This window comes from Streptomyces aurantiogriseus, from assembly GCF_014649375.1.
In the GTDB taxonomy this organism is placed as follows: domain Bacteria; phylum Actinomycetota; class Actinomycetes; order Streptomycetales; family Streptomycetaceae; genus Streptomyces; species Streptomyces aurantiogriseus.
This window is the reverse complement of sequence record NZ_BMSX01000004.1, coordinates 316,362-330,780: the sequence shown is the minus strand read 5'-3', so window position 1 is coordinate 330,780 and position 14,419 is coordinate 316,362. Positions and strand designations below refer to the sequence as shown.

Annotated in this window: 11 protein-coding genes and 2 pseudogenes; 3 read left to right on the top strand and 10 right to left on the bottom strand. The window is 71.2% G+C overall.

The window, feature by feature from the left end; genetic code table 11:
* Positions 1–54: 54 nt before the first annotated feature.
* Together IE263_RS10925 and IE263_RS10920 are read left to right on the top strand one after the other, a co-directional pair.
* Positions 55–283 (top strand): annotated as a pseudogene (locus IE263_RS10925) (enolase C-terminal domain-like protein); the annotation flags it as partial.
* Between the two features lie 997 nt (positions 284–1,280).
* Positions 1,281–2,057, top strand: a complete 777-nt coding sequence (locus IE263_RS10920; protein WP_189935358.1) for a polysaccharide deacetylase family protein — start codon at positions 1,281–1,283, stop codon at positions 2,055–2,057.
* Positions 2,058–2,309: 252 nt separating this feature from the next.
* On the opposite strand, the pseudogene IE263_RS48360 reads toward IE263_RS10920, so the two are convergent.
* The 5 genes and pseudogenes from IE263_RS48360 to IE263_RS10900 form a co-directional block, all read right to left on the bottom strand.
* Positions 2,310–2,642, bottom strand: a pseudogene (locus tag IE263_RS48360) (transposase family protein); the annotation flags it as partial.
* Positions 2,557–3,051 carry a helix-turn-helix domain-containing protein gene (locus IE263_RS48355; RefSeq protein ID WP_229910897.1) on the bottom strand — a complete coding sequence of 165 codons (495 nt, stop codon included), beginning with the start codon at positions 3,049–3,051 and terminating at the stop codon, positions 2,557–2,559. The gene IE263_RS48355 and the pseudogene IE263_RS48360, both read right to left, overlap by 86 nt.
* A gap of 48 nt (positions 3,052–3,099) precedes the next feature.
* Positions 3,100–3,579, bottom strand: a complete 480-nt coding sequence (locus IE263_RS10910) for a non-structural maintenance of chromosomes element 1 family protein (RefSeq protein ID WP_189934849.1) — start codon at positions 3,577–3,579, stop codon at positions 3,100–3,102.
* Positions 3,580–4,221: 642 nt separating this feature from the next.
* Positions 4,222–4,824 carry an ABC-2 membrane transporter-related protein gene (locus tag IE263_RS10905; protein WP_189934847.1) on the bottom strand — a complete coding sequence of 201 codons (603 nt, stop codon included), beginning with the start codon at positions 4,822–4,824 and terminating at the stop codon, positions 4,222–4,224.
* 351 nt (positions 4,825–5,175) lie between these two features.
* Positions 5,176–5,571 carry a hypothetical protein gene (locus tag IE263_RS10900; RefSeq protein WP_189934845.1) on the bottom strand — a complete coding sequence of 132 codons (396 nt, stop codon included), beginning with the start codon at positions 5,569–5,571 and terminating at the stop codon, positions 5,176–5,178.
* Between the two features lie 494 nt (positions 5,572–6,065).
* On the opposite strand from IE263_RS10900, the gene IE263_RS10895 reads away from it, so the two are divergent.
* The gene (locus IE263_RS10895; RefSeq protein WP_308430602.1) at positions 6,066–8,882 is read left to right on the top strand and encodes an AAA family ATPase; all 2,817 of its coding nucleotides are present in this window, start codon (positions 6,066–6,068) and stop codon (positions 8,880–8,882) included.
* A gap of 216 nt (positions 8,883–9,098) precedes the next feature.
* Here IE263_RS10895 and IE263_RS10890 read toward each other — a convergent pair whose 3' ends face one another.
* The 5 genes from IE263_RS10890 to IE263_RS10870 are packed head-to-tail and all read right to left on the bottom strand — an operon-like array spanning position 9,099 to position 14,419.
* Complete coding sequence (locus tag IE263_RS10890) at positions 9,099–10,175, bottom strand: MSMEG_0565 family glycosyltransferase (RefSeq protein ID WP_189934843.1); 1,077 nt, start codon at positions 10,173–10,175, stop codon at positions 9,099–9,101.
* Positions 10,172–11,005 (bottom strand): carbon-nitrogen hydrolase family protein, encoded by an 834-nt coding sequence (locus tag IE263_RS10885; protein WP_189934841.1) that lies wholly within the window; start codon positions 11,003–11,005, stop codon positions 10,172–10,174. The genes IE263_RS10890 and IE263_RS10885 overlap by 4 nt, the downstream gene beginning before the upstream one ends.
* The gene (locus tag IE263_RS10880; RefSeq protein WP_189934839.1) at positions 11,002–11,853 is read right to left on the bottom strand and encodes a carbon-nitrogen hydrolase family protein; all 852 of its coding nucleotides are present in this window, start codon (positions 11,851–11,853) and stop codon (positions 11,002–11,004) included. Before IE263_RS10880 ends, IE263_RS10885 begins: the two co-directional genes overlap by 4 nt.
* Positions 11,850–13,334, bottom strand: coding sequence for an MSMEG_0567/sll0787 family protein (locus tag IE263_RS10875; protein ID WP_229910896.1), 1,485 nt, complete (start codon positions 13,332–13,334; stop codon positions 11,850–11,852). The genes IE263_RS10880 and IE263_RS10875 overlap by 4 nt, the downstream gene beginning before the upstream one ends.
* Positions 13,304–14,419 (bottom strand): MSMEG_0568 family radical SAM protein, encoded by a 1,116-nt coding sequence (locus tag IE263_RS10870; protein ID WP_229910895.1) that lies wholly within the window; start codon positions 14,417–14,419, stop codon positions 13,304–13,306. The genes IE263_RS10875 and IE263_RS10870 overlap by 31 nt, the downstream gene beginning before the upstream one ends.

Sequence of the window (14,419 nt, the reverse complement as noted above, 5' to 3'; positions counted from 1 at the left end):
ACGATTGTTCTCGCGCAAGACCGACACGACCACATGGTGGCGGTGCCGATGCCCGACGGCCTGGAGAGCTCCTCCCACCGCTGCCCCGCACGCCCACGCTGCGGCGGCGGCGGCCGTCCCGGACCTCCGCCGCATCGAGTGGTTCCACGACCACGTGCGCATCGAGTCGATGTTCTTCGACGCCGTCCTGGATCCGATGGGCGGAACCGTCCACCCCGACGGCGCCATCGGCCACGGACTCACCCTGCGGGCGGACGAGGTGAAGGAGTACCGGGTGGCATGACGCGCGTATCGCGCGTACGTGGCTACGCGTACGTACCGAGTGGCGTGGGCTCACGCGGCGTGCCGGCGAGCAGCCCCGGCGTGGCGCCGAAGCCGGCAACGCGATCTGAGCGGCCTGATCACAGGCTCGGCTCGGCGTGTGCGATTGCTTCGGGTTCTTGGAAGCCGCTTCTCCGACTCAGACCTTCTCCGACTCAGACTCCGACTCAGGGGTACGTTCCGCTTCCGGCCCCGGCGGGGGATCCTGGAATGAGGATGCGGATCATCTATGTCGTTGTCGTCCTGGCTGCCGCGAACGTGCTCAACAACTGGCTCGTGCGGGGCCCCTATGCAGCAGCTGGTGCGGGTCGTGCACGTCCTAGAGGTTGAGAACCAGCAGCTGCGCGAGGCAGCTGGCAGCGATGGTGTCGTTCGAGTACTGCCCGTCCAACACCGGCCCTCGGATCGTTAACCCCTGATCACCCACGCTCGCGCTCAGTGTGTGAGTGAGATCGTTTCATCCTGAAGTTGCAGGTCACGAGGCTGGTGTGGCCGGTCATGGGCGTGCTCATGCTGGTCGGTGGCGTGATCGGTAGCAGGTGATCGTCTGGTCATGGAGTGATTCGCCGGAACTGGGGCCGCGGGGCGTCCGTGCCGTCTACTGCCCACGGAATCAAGGGAGTTCACGGGGCGAGAGAGGGGGCGGAGGGTGGCCGCGGTGCTGACGTGGGTGATTCAGCGGCGGGTCTTGCTGGCGGACCGGGTCGAGCAGCTGCGCAAGGAACTCGCGGAGGCGGAAGCCGAGGTGGCCCGCCTGGCGGCAGCCGCAGCAGCGGGCCGTTGCAAGGCGCGAGGCACACCAGCGCCACCGTCGGCGGCCGAACACGTCGGAGAGGCGCTGGAGCGGATCGCAGCCGAGGTGGCGCCGCAGCGCACTCGAAACGCGCTGCACACACGTGTCCTGCCTCACTATCGAGGCCGCTGGGCAACCCTTCCGGCGCTGAAATCTTCTCCTCGGGATGAAGATCCTGAAGAGGCGGCCTCGCCTACTCATACTCCTGACCCTGGCCGTGGTGGCGGCCGTGACGGTGACCGTCGTCATGGTCATCCAGGCGAACAAGATGGAGACGCTCTCCCCGCGCGAGGAACGTGACCGGGCCGCGTCTGGAGCGGTCGTACCGTCGGGTCAGGTGGACTGCCGGAAGGTCAAGTGCATCGCGCTCACCTTCGACGGCAACCCGGGCGGACCCACCGACCGACTGATGGACCTCCTGAAGGAGTACAAGGCGCCGTCGACGTTCTTCCTTGAGGGCCGGCGCATCCACAAATTCCCGGATGTGGTGCGGCGGATTGCCAAGGACGGCCACGAGATCGGGGACCACACCTGGACGCACGCGGTGCTGACCGATGTCTCTGATGCGCAGATCCGCGACGAGCTGCGCCGCACGGCACGGGCCATCTCCAGCCTCACCGGCAGCGAGCCGACGCTGATGCGCCCGCCCCAGGGCCGCACCGACGACCGCGTCTCCAAGGTCTCGAAAGAACTGGGGATGGCGCAGGTGCTGTGGACGGTGACCGCGAAGGACTACGAGACGGACGACACCGCGCTGATCACCAAGCGCGTGCTCGCGGGTGCTGGCCGCGACGGGATCATCCTGCTCCACCCGCTGCACAAGGGCACCGTGCCGGCCATGCCTTCCATCCTGAAGGCGCTCAGCAGGCAGGGCTACACCTTCGTGACCGTCTCCCAGCTGCTCGCTCCGGCCAAGGCCGAGCCCGGCAAGATCTACAAGTGACTGACTGACGCGCGAAGCGTCCGCCTTCTTGGGCCCCTCGCCACCACGGGAGCGGCGGCCACCGGTTCCGTCGAACTCCGGTGACTCGTTCGGCATCCCATTCCAGGTGTGGCCGGTCGTGGGGGGTGCTTGTGCTGGTCGGCGGCGGGATCGGTAGCAGATGATTGCCCGCCACCGGGAGACTTCGGTGCGGGTGAGGACGAGCAAGGCCCGCAGCAGTGCGGTGGCGTGACGGGCATCGAGGCGGAGCTTGGTGAACACGCGCCAGTTCTTCAAGTCGGCGAAGCCGTGCTCGTTCACGGCGCGTTCGCGGGCCACGAGCTTGTTCGCCTCCTTCTGCGCGGCGGTCAGCCGTCGGCCGCGGGCGGCGCGGTAGCCGGTGATGATCACCGGGTTGTCGGGGTCGTCGTCGAGGCCGAGGAAGCCAAGGTCGGCGAACGCGCCGATGCCGGCTTCGCGCAGGTGGGCGGTGATGTGGTCGTGCCGGGCGGCGGTGACGTCATGGGTGCGGCCGCGCCGGGCGGCCGAGACCCAGATCAGATTGCCGTTCTCGTCGGTGAAGGCGAGGACGTGCAGGCCGTGCATCTTGCGTTTGCCGGAGTAGTTCGGGCGGTTGTCGGTGCCGGGTGGGTATCAGGGTGCCGTCGATGAGCACGACGGCACCGCCCCGCTTGACGATCTTCTTCAGGGCGCGGTCCAGGCGCTCGGCGCGGGCGGCCAGCAGGTGGATCACTTCCAGCAGCCAGCGCCGCACGGTCGAGGCGGACACCTGGTAGGCGCCCGCCATGTCGGCGAGCCGCTGGTCGTGACGGAGTACGGCCAGGACGATCAGCGTGATGCGGCCCGGCGACAACTTGCGCCACCGGGATCTGATCTTGTTCAAGTGGGAACGGACCAGGTGCGCGAACATGTCCAAGGTGGCGGTCGACAGCGGCAGGCGGCACTGGTCGACAAGCGGGTCCAGACCCTCGGCGACAGCGGCGTTCATCGACATGAAACCCCCAACTGCCTTAGGGGGTATGCGAGTTACGTGTGGCGTCGGTCACCGCTGCCCGTTATCGAGGAGCGTGAACCGGCCGCCGGGGGTGCGGTGCAGCCAGCCCCGCTCCGCGAGCCGCTTCAGCTTCGCGCGGACCGCCTCGACCTGCCCGGGCAGCGTGCCCTTTCCGAGTGCCTCGCTCACCTGCCCGGCCTGGGCCGGCTCGGCGGCGTCCGCCACCAGCCGCATGATCGCCTGATAGTCCTTGGGCAGCACGCCGGCATCCATGCCGTCCGCGCGGTCCGGGATCAGCCGCATCCCACCCGCCCCGGGAGCGGTGGTGACGCGCTCGAACTCCGCGTCCACAGCTGAATCGTCCGCCTCGCCCGCGCGTTCGACCTCGATGAACTGGCCGAACACGACCTCCGCCGCCTCCGGACGGCCCACTTCGGCTTCCGTCTCCGCGAGTTCCTTGCGCAACTGCTCGACCCGGTCCGCCAGCACGACCCGCCGCTGAATCACCCACGTCAGTACCTCGGCCACCCTCCGCCCCCTCCCGTCCCGCGAACTCCTTGATCCCGTGGACAGTAGGCGGCGCAGGCATCCAGGGCCCGCAGTTCCGGCGAATCGCTCCATGACCAGACGATCACCTGCTAGCGATCACGCCACCGACCAGCACGAGCACCACCGCGATCGGCCACACCAGCCCCGTGACCAGCGACTTCAGGATGAAACGATCTCAGTGAGGGGCGCCGGTACTGCTCGGCCTCGTCGGCCAGGCTCTGCTGGTTACGCGCGACCAGGATCAGGTCGCGCCGACTCACGGCCGGTGCAGCCTCCCCGAGGAGCGGCGGCGAGCATCGGTCAAATGACTTCATGAAGCCTGGCCGCGGTGGAGGATGTGGGACCTAGGTGTGCTGTTCGGGGACGGTGGTGACAGGCGACACGCCTGGCGTGGTGCTTGAACGGGGCGAGGGGCCTCCGGGTTCGGTGTCGATTGCGAAGTCTGCACCGATGCCCAGGAGGCTCTCGTTGTTCCACCACCGAGAGCGTCACTGGTTCAACAGGTGACGCTCCCGCGCCTCGGCTCGTCACCTCTCAAGGCGGTGATGGAGGTGAGGCAATCACTCATGGGCATAGGGCCGCTGCGTCGAGCGGCCTACAAGGGTCTGTCTCGGTCAGCCGTCAGGCCAGCCGGCGTCGGACCCGCCATACGCACAGGGCCGCGAGCGCGCCCGCGAGAAGCAGACACAGCCCGGTCTCCGCCCACTGCATTGACCAAAGCTGGGAAGCAGGGTGGTACTCGGCCCAGTGGCCGGTGCGTCCATGGGCCGTCAGGCACCCGCGGAAATCCTCGGCCGCGTAGCAGTCCATGACGTCCGGGACACGCGCTCCCGACGGGGAAAGGGGACCGTCGGCCATCACCCAGGCGCCGTGTGGAGCGGGTGCCTCGGTGATGCCCTGCGCCTTCACGGTCACGGTCGGCAGGAGATAACTGCGGATCCGGTCGAGCGCCAGGAGCACGCCGGCCCCAACAGCGAGGGTCGCGCCCATCGCGGCCACCGTCCTGCGCAGCAGGAGGCCCAAGGTCACGCCGAGGAACAGCAGGAGGACGGATTGGCCCACCACCACCGGGCCGATGCCGTTGAACGGGTACCAGTCGTACCAGGGGAACCGCTCGCCCAGCACCTCGGCAGCCGGATGCCACCACCACGTCATCACCAGGGCCAGGGTTCCGCTGATCACCACGGTCATCGCCGTGGGGACGGCGAGTTTGGCCACCAGCACCGGTGGCCCGCAGCTCGCGCGTCGTGCGCTCGGCGAACGCCTTCATGTCCGCCGTGGTGAACGCCTCGTGGGCGTGGCGCAGTTGCTCGCGGGCTTCGAGCCGACGCTGCTCCCGGCGCAGCCCTCCGCCGAACAGGAGGTGGGCGCGGGCGGTCTCCGATCGCAGCCGGGTGTGGCCGAGCCGGTCGATCGCCTCACAGTAGAGGGCCTCGACGTCCTCGACCAGTTCGGCGGGAGCCCACTGGGCCGCAACGCCCGGCGTCGCAGGGACTACGCACGCCTGCCGGGCGGCGTCGCGGTGGTACCGGCCCAAACCGTTGCAGAGCACGGCGTTCGCCCAGTGGGCCACGCTCAGGCCCGGCCCCCTCGCCGCGCGACGTCGCTTCGCTCGCGGCGGCCCGCCCCAGTCCTTGGCCTCTGCCGCACGCCCCCGCCCCGGGGCGAGCGCGACCCCGTGCGCAGCGGCCGCTGCCGCCGTGCCTGGAGGACATCGGCCAGAAGCCGGGTGCTGTAGTTCGTGGGGGCCTGCCGGACCGCCAGGCGGCCGCTGCCGCCGTGCGCGGGCGCATCGACTGCACGCCACTCAGCCCGGACGCTTAATAGCGCGGCGACCAGGAAGGTCTCGGTGGCGGTGATCCCCAGACCTGTGAGGTCCTCGCTGAGAAAGCGATACAGGGCGGCGATGTCCGGCAGCCGCAACGCAAGGGAGAGGTTGTTGCGCCCGGTGCCGGCCAGTACGCCGTGCACGGCCGGGTGGGCGGCGAGGGCCGCGGGCGGGCCAGGCCGTCGGGCCGCAGGGCTCCCACGCCTCCGCGGTCTCCCACTCCGCGTCCTGAGCGAACCGCTCACCCGCAGCATGACGTCGACCTTGTCGCGGAAGTACAGGTAGAAGGTGGACCGCGAGATCCCCTACCGCCGCCCCGGAGGCCGGACCCACGACTGACGGCACCACCGTCGGCGGTCGCCATCGGGTGGCCGGCTCTCCGGCACCCTCCTGCCGGGAGACGGAGCCCCGCTTGGCCGACGTAGCGGCGCGGGCGGGCGCGGCCCCGGCGGTGACGCAGTGGCCCGGTCGGCAAAGACGTACCTGAAACCCGCGAGCCCGGGGAGGTGCTCTGTGAGACGCCCGCGGTGGCGCGGCCCACCAGCGGGGCCGGTCGACGACCGGCCGGTAACCCATGACGTCCCTGACATACTGGAGTGGCACTGGACCAGGATGGTCCATTTCCCCGGGAGGCGGCGTGGAGGCGGCTCCGTCCGGTGACGAGTTCATGACCCGTGAGCGGCGTCGCTCCGTCTTGCTGGGACGGCACACCGAATGCCAGGTGCTCGACCGGCTCGTCGAGGCTGTCCGCGCCGGCCAGAGCCAGTCGCTGGTCCTTCGGGGAGAGGCGGGGGTGGGCAAGTCCGCGCTGCTGGAACACCTGCTGGACCGGGCTGCCGACTGCCGCGTGGTGTCCGCAACGGGTGTCCAGGCCGAGATGGAGCTTCCGTTCGCAGCGCTTCATCAGCTCCTGGCACCGATGCTGGACCTTCTGGACAGCCTGCCGGGTCCGCAGCGCGACGCGCTCCGGATCGTGTTCGGGATCCTTGACGGGCCCGCACCGGATCGCTTCCTCCTCGGTCTGGCCGTGCTCGGCCTGCTCTCGGCGGCCGCCGAGAGCAGGCCGCTCGTGTGCGTGATCGACGATGTGCAGTGGCTCGACCGGGCCTCCGCACAGGTTTTCGCCTTCGTCGCGCGTCGGCTGTTCGCGGAGGCGGTGGCCTGCGTGTTCGCGGTACGCAACTCAAGCGATGCGATGCATGAGTTGTCCGGACTGCCGACGATGGACCTCGCGGGCCTGCGCGACGACGACGCGCGGGTTCTGCTCCGCTCGGTGATCCCCGGCCGGCTGGACGAACAGGTGAGTGAGCGGATCATCGCCGAGGCCCGCGGAAATCCACTGGCGCTTCTTGAGCTACCGCGCGAACTGACCCACGACGAACTGGCGGGAGGTTTCGGGTCGCCCACCGCACAGACCCTCCGTGGGCGCATCGAGAGCAGCTTCCGGCGACGGCTGGAGCCGCTGCCCGTGCGGACGCGACAGCTGTTGCTGCTGGCAGCCGCGGAGCCGCTCGGTGACCCGGCGCTGGTCTGGCGTGCGGCCACACGGCTGGGGAACGCCGGCGACACCGCGGCCGTCGCCGCCGCGGACGACCTGATCGAGTTCGGCGCCCGGGTGCGGTTGCGGCATCCGCTCGTACGGTCGGCGGTCTACCGGGCAGCGTCGCCCGAGGAACGCAGGACGGCTCATCGCGCCCTGGCGGAAGCGACCGATGCCGAGGCCGATCCGGATCGGCGCGCGTGGCACCGCGCGCACGCCACGGTGGAGCCGGACGAGGACGTTGCCGCGGAACTCGAACGCTCGGCCGGGCGCGCGCAGGGGCGGGGCGGCCTGGCCGCGGCCGCAGCCTTCCTGGAGCGCGCGGCCACGCTCACGCCCGAGTCCGGGCGCCGGGCGGAGCGCGCCCTGGCCGCCGCCCAGGCCAAGCATGAGGCCGGAGCGCCCGACGCCGCGCTGTCGCTGCTGGCCGCGGCGCTGGCCGGCCCGCTTGACGAGCTGCAACGTGCCCGCGCGTCCTTGCTGCGGGCCGAGATCGCGTTCACCACGAATCGTGGCAATCTCGCTCCGCCGATGCTGCTCGAGGTTGCCAGGCAACTTGAGCCGCTGGACGTCCCACTGGCGCGCGAAACGAATCTGCAGGCGTTGTCCGCGGCGATGTTCGCCGGCCGCCTGGCGGTCGAGGGCGGTGGTCTCCTGGAGATCGCCGCAGCCGCTCGCGCGGCGCCGGCCACGCCGGTCGCCCCGCGTGCCGCCGACCTGCTCCTCGACGCCCTGGCTTTGCTCCTGACGGACGACGCACGGACAGCGGCGCCGGCTATGCGGCGGGCCCTACGCGCCTTCACCGAGGACGACGTTTCCCCTGAGGAGGAACTCCGCTGGCTGTGGCTCGCCTTCATCATCGCCGTGGCATTGTGGGACGACAGGTCTTGTCGTGTACTGGCGGACCGCCATGTCCGTCTCGCCCGTGACACCGGCGCGCTCGCCGCACTGCCTCTGGGCCTGAGTTCGCGCATCATCGTGCACCTCTTCCAGGGCGAAATGCCCGAAGCGGCGTCGCTGAGCGAAGAGGTGCGCACGATCGTCACGGCGACCGGTTTTCAGATCACCAACTATGGCGCGCTCGCACTCGCCGCGTGGCAGGGACGACGGGCCGAGGTCGACCGACTGGTGCGCGCCACCACGAGCGAGGCGGCGTTGCGGGGCGAGGGAGTGGGGCTGACTGTCTCGGACTGGGCCAGTGCAGTGCTCTGCAACGGCCTTGGCCGGTACGAGGACGCCCGAGCCGCCGCCGAACGAGTCGTCCTCGACCCGCCGGCTCCGGGCGTCGCAGTGCACTGGGGGCCGGCCGAACTGGTCGAAGCGGCAGTCCGGAGCGGCGACGGCGAGAGCGCCTCCCGAGCACTCGAGCGGCTGGTGCGGACGACGCAGGCGAGCCCTACCGACTGGGCCCTCGGGACAGAGGCCCGTTCGCGGGCGCTCCTCAGCCAGGGCAGGGACGCCGAGAGCCTCTACCGGGAGGCGATCGAGAGACTCGGACGGACCCTGTGCCGAGCCGATCTCGGACGGGCGCATCTCGTCTACGGCGAATGGCTGCGCCGCGAGCGGCGCCGGATCGACGCGCGCGAGCAACTGCGCACGGCCCACGACCTGTTCGCGGACGCGGGTATGGAGGCGTTCGTCGAGCGCGCGGCGCGCGAGCTGAAGGCCACGGGGGAGACCGCTCGGAAGCGGAGCGCCGGGAGCAGCGGCGACGACCTGACCCCTCGGGAGGCGCAGATAGCGCGACTCGCGAGCGAGGGCCTGACCAATCCCGAGATCGGCAGTCGGCTCTTCGTGAGCCCGCGTACCGTCGAATACCACCTGCACAAGGTCTTCGCCAAGACAGGAGTCACGTCGCGCGGTGCGCTGGCCACCTTCCTGTACGGCGGTGGCAGGAAGTTGGAGTCCAAGTGAGTCCGCGAACGCGGCATCCGCCGCCACCGCGTCCAGCTGAACGCGCGCCCTCTTGGTCGCTCGGCCGTCACTTTCCACCGCCCACCGCCGTGTCTCCCGGACCGCGTCGGACGTTCCGCACATCGTGCGGCGCGTCAGCAGACCAGCGCGACGGCGCATCTCTCCCCCCGGCACACATCTCGCGTTCCGCGCACGAGGCGTTGGCCGTCTGACCGTTCAGCGCAGCGTGCGGTAGAAGTTCAGGTGGCGCCGGGCCGCGGCGTCCCAGGTGTGACGGGCGGCGAGCTCTCGGCCCGCCTTGCGGCATACGGGGTCGCCGTTCGCGAGCGCCGCGCCGAGCTCGTCGGCCAGGTCCGGCGGGGTGTCGGCGAAGCGGGCGGAAGCGCCGAACACCTCACGCAGGACGGGCAGGTCGCGGACGACCAGGGGAACCCCGGCGGCGAGGGACTCCATCGCGGCCAGGCCGAAGCCTTCCTTGACGGAGGGGAACGCGAAGGCGTCCGCGGCGGCGACGAGCGGCGGGAGATCGTCCTCGGGGACCTGGCCCAGGACGACCGGTTCGACGCCGAGTTCGGTGGCGCGCTCCTCCCAGCGGGCGCGGTAGTCGCGGTAGTCGAAGAGGGTCTCGCCGCCCGCGATCACCAGCCGCACGTCCGGGTGGTCGGCGCGCAGGAGCGCGTACGCCTCCAGGAGGTCCAGGGAGCCCTTGCGGGGTTCGATGCCGCCGACGGTGAGGACGTAGCGGCCGAGGCGGGTTCGCCAGGCCTCGCGGGCCGCCGGGTCGGTGACGGCGAAGCGGTTGTACGCCACGCCGTTGGGTATGACCTCCGCCTTCAGGCCCCAGCCCTGCGCGAGTTCGTCGGCGACCGAGCGCGAGACGCAGATGTGGGCGTAGGGCTCGACGATGGCCCGCTCGTGGCAGGCCGCCAGCTCGGGCGTGGTGAAGTGGTCGAGGTGGTGGACGGTGCGGATGCAGCGGCCGGCCGCGTTGGCGCTGATGCAGTCCTGGGCGTGGACGACGTCGTACGGGGTGGGGTCGAAGGCGTCGCGGAGGGTGGCGATGGAGCGCAGGATGCGTTCCCCGACGGTCTCCGCCGCGGGTCCGTCGGGGAACGGCACGATCCGTACGCGCACATCCGGGTCGACCGCGCGGAAGAAGCCGTCGTCGCCGCCCCGCCCCAGCGACCAGACCGTGACGTCCTGCCCGTTGGCGGCCAGCGCCTCGGCGAGGGCCAAGGTGTGGACGACGCCACCACGGGGCTTGGTGGAGTAGCTCAGCAGGGCGATCTTCACGAGGTCTCCCGGTAGGCGTCGGGGCGGCGCTCGTCGAGATGGCGCAGGATTCGGCGGGCGCGGTCGATCTCATCGGACACGTCCACTTCCGCGACGGCGAGGCCGGCCTTGGCCCAGGTGCGGGCGAGGATGTCGCCGCCGGGGCCGACGACCTTGGACTGGCCGAGGAAGCGCATACCGCCCATGGCGCCGGTCTGGTTGGAGGAGGCGAGGACGACCTGGTTCTCGGCGGCGCGCGCCTGGTCGTACAGGTCGAACAGCTTGGCCTGGCGGTCCTGGGCCATGCGCGGGGCGCGGTTGGTGATGCTGGTGGGCCAGGCCGAGAGGCAGGCGAGGATCTCGGCGCCGTCCAGGGCGAGGGAGCGGGCGGACTCGGGGAAGGTCTTGTCGTAGTCGATGAGCATGCCGATGCGGCCGACGGGCGTGTCGAAGGCGTCGAAGCGGTCGCCGGGGGTGTAGGCGGCGGTTTCCCCGGCGGGGAGGTGGACCTTGCGGTGGCGGCCGAGGATCCCGTCGCCGCTGACGCAGACGGCCGCGTTGTAGCGCTCGTCGCCACCGTCCTCGCAGTAGCCGACGCAGACCACCATCTCGGCGGCCAGCCGGGCGACCTCGAGGATCAGCGGGTCGTCGGGCTTGAGGGACGGGGGAAGCGCTTCCGGGTCGGGGTGGCGCAGATCGGCGAGATAGCCACCGAGCGCGGCGTCGGGGAGCACGAGCAGCCCGGCGCCCGACCTGCGGGCGTCATCGATGAGTTTGGCGATGCGGGCCAGGTCGAACTCCAGGTCGCGGCCGAAGTGGGCGGCGGCGGCCGCGATCCGGATCGTGCTCATGCGCTGACTGCTCCTGCGTACGTGTAGGTTTCCGGGCGCCGGTCGCGCAGGTGGCCCATGGCGCGGCGGGCGGTCTCCAGGGCCTGGGCGACGTCGAGTTCGGCAACCGCCATGCCCGCGCCCACACCGGTGTCCGCCAGTATTTCACCGCCGGGGTCGACGACCTTGGCGCTGCCGACGAAGCGTAGCGACCCGAACGTGCCCGCCTGGTTGGCCGACAGCCACACGATCTGGTTCTCCAGCGCGCGGGCCCGGTCGAACAGGTCGAAGCGCCGCTTCCAGCGGTCGCCCGCGAGATCGGTGGTGGCGTTGGTCCGCGCGCCCGGCCAGGCGGAGACGACCACGCCGATCTCGGCACCGTCCAGCGCGAGGGCGCGCGCCGACTCCGGGAACGCCTTGTCGTAGCAGATCATCATGCCGATCCGGCCGACCGGTGTCTCGAAGGCGTGGAAGCGGTCGCCGGAGGCGTAACTGGCGTCCTCGCTGAGCGGCTGGTGAACCTTGCGGTGGTTGCCGAGAACGCCGTCACCGTTGACGCACGCGACGCTGTTGTAGCGTCGGCCGTCCGTGCCGGCCTCGCAGTAGCCGGCGACGACGGTCATCTCGCCTGCCAGCGCGGCCAGTCGGCGGATCTCGGGGCCGTCGAGGGCGAGCGCGGGCGGGCCCTCGTCCAGTTCGGTGTCGTTGTCGAGGCTGAGCAGATAGCCGCCGAGGCAGGCTTCGGGCAGGGCGAGCAGGCGTACGCCGTCAGCGCGGGCCTCCTTGATCAGCCGTTCGGCGATGGCGAAGTCCTCTTCGAGGTCGCGGCCGAACTCGTCGGCGGCGGCCGCCATGCGAAGGGTGCTCATGCGGTCCCCATCCCGGTCACCGTGGAGGTGACCGCGTCTGTGATCTCTCCGTCGGGCCAGCACAGCCCGACGCCTTGTCCTTCTGTCAGCTCCCCGCACACGGCCCCCGTGGCGGGCCCGGCGGGCAGCGGTGCGGAGCCCGGCTCGTCGGCCGTCAGCATCGCGAAGCCGGGGAAGCAGGTGAGCCAGTCACCCATGGGTACGGCCCTCGGGCGCGGTACGGCGGCCACGTCGAGGACGGCGCGGCAGCCGCTCGCCTCGGCGAGCATGCCGAGAGTGCCGGCGAGGCCCGCCATGGACACGTCCTTGGCGGCGGCGGGCCGGGCGGCGGCCACCGCGCCGGTCATGGCGCGCAGTTCGTCCGTACGGCGATGGGTGGTCGAGTCCCACTGGCGGCCCCGGTAGCCGGTGCGCCAGCCGCCGCCGAGGTCGGCGGTGAGCCGCACCAAGTGTCCGGGCCGTCCGCCGCCGCCCGGCACCGGGTGGTCCGCGCGGCCCAGCGCGGTCACGGACAGCGCCGCGGGTACGCCGAGTTGAGTGTGCCCGCCCAGGACCGGCACACCGTACGCCTGTGCCGCCCGCCCGAGCCCGTCGAGGACCCGCGCGGCATGCGCCGCGTCCTTGGCGCCCACGGCGTCGAGCAGGCCGATCGGCGAAGCGCCCATCGCGGCAAGGTCGTTGATGTTGACGAGGACCGAGCACCAGCCCGCCCAGTCCGGGTCCCGTTCGACCATCGACGGCACGATCGCGTCGCACGCGGCGATCACGTCGGTGCCGGGGACGGGGGCGCCGTCGTCGCCGACGAACCCGGGCCCGCCGAAAGCGGCCCGCGCGTTTTCGCGCAGGGCCGCGAGGAGCGGCCCGAGTGCGGACTTGGCGGCCGCTGCCTGTGCCGCGATCCGGCCGATCGGCCAGCGCATCAACATGTGCGGCGCGTCCGCGACCTCGATCTCGCGTACGGAGCGCCAGCCGAGCCGCTTGAAGAGGACTTCGTTGCGGGCCTGGACGGTCGCGTCGAAGCGCAGGACTCCTTCGGCCTCCGCGCGGGCGCAGGCCGCCCGGACCAGTGCCGCGCCGATGCCGTGCGGGCCGCGGGCCCGGCGGGCCACGACGAGGCGTCCGCCCTGCCACCAGCCGATGTCGGGACCGTCGTGGACCGGTCCGAGGCGTACGCCGCCCACCACGGTGCCGTCCTGGTCCTTGGCGACCAGGACGAGGGTGCGGGGGTCGGTGTCCCGGTCGTCCAGGTCATGGCCGGTGAAGAGCCCCTGTTCGTGGACGAAGGCCTCCCGGCGCAGGCGCCGATAGTCGGACAACTCGGCTGCGGAACATGCCTGTTCGATGTGGAAGAGGGGCTGTCGGGCCAGGGTGCTGCGGTCTCCGAGCAGCGCCAGGACGTCGACCGGACGGTCGGCCGCCGGCGGTGCGGTGGATCCGTCGAGGTACATCGTCACCCGCCTGCCGTCCTGAGCACGCTGCACGCCCCGCAGGCCGCGCAGCCGGCCTTCTGGTCGGCGCCGCTCATCCCGGCCGCGCGCAGTTTCGCGGCGACGCCTTCGGTGACGTACCGCAGCAGTTCCGCGCTCGGGGCCCCGATCCCGTCGCGGGCGGCGAGCGTGCCACGCATCGGCCGGAACGGGACGACGAACGGGTACACCCCGCGGTCGATCAACTTCCCTGTTCTTGCGATGAGTTCATCCGGATCCTCGCCGAGTCCGACGAGCAGGTACGTGGAGACCCGGTTCGGACCGAAGACCCGCACCGCCTCGTCCCACGCGGCCTCGTACTCGGCCATCGGGACGGTCGACTTGCCGGGCATCCAGCGCCGCCGTACCTCGTCGTCGAGGGACTCGACATGGATACCGATGGCGGTGGCACCGGCGTCGTACAACTCCCGTATCCACGCGAGGTTTCCGGGCGGCTCGCACTGGACCTGGATGGGCAGTCCGGGTACCGCTTCGAGGACGGCGCGCACCGACCGGACCAGATTGCGGGCACCCCGGTCCGGGCCGGTGGTCGTGCCCGTGGTCATCACCATCTGCTGCACGCCGTCCAGCCGGACCGCCGCCTCGGCGACTTCGGCGAGCTGCGCCGGGGTCTTGGCGGCAACGGTGGCGCCCGAGCGCAGGGACTCCTCGATGGTGCAGAAGCGGCAGCGGTCGGACTCGGCGTAGCGGATGCAGGTCTGGACGACAGTGCTGGCCAGGACATCGGAGCCGTGCAGCCGGGCGATCTGCTCGTACCGGGTGCCGTCGGCCGTCGTCAGGTCGTAGAACCTGGGCCGTCGTACAGGGATGAGAGAGAGCCCGGTGTCGGTGAGGGCTCCGGTCTCGTCGCCGAGCCAGACCTTGCCGTCGCGGACCGTGTAGGGACTGTCGGGGTTGCGGGGGAGCGCGGCGTTGGCGCCGTCGACGAGGACGTGTCCGTCGTCGCTGGGGCCCGCGCCGTCCGGCCGTTCGACCTCAACGTCCTGACGGATGCCGCGCAGGGCGAGTTCGGCGCGGGTCATGATCCGCACGTCCACCGCCGTACGCTCTGTCACTGTCGGCTCGGTGCCAACGCTCAC

Excerpts from the sequence above, each read along its gene's own strand:
- IE263_RS10885 (WP_189934841.1), bottom strand. The coding sequence starts at position 11,005 with ATGAGCACGATCCGGATCGCGGCCGCCGCCGCCCACTTCGGCCGCGAC.
- IE263_RS10920 (WP_189935358.1), top strand. The coding sequence starts at position 1,281 with ATGAAGATCCTGAAGAGGCGGCCTCGCCTACTCATACTCCTGACCCTG.
- IE263_RS10880 (WP_189934839.1), bottom strand. The coding sequence starts at position 11,853 with ATGAGCACCCTTCGCATGGCGGCCGCCGCCGACGAGTTCGGCCGCGAC.
- IE263_RS48355 (WP_229910897.1), bottom strand. The coding sequence starts at position 3,051 with ATGTCGATGAACGCCGCTGTCGCCGAGGGTCTGGACCCGCTTGTCGAC.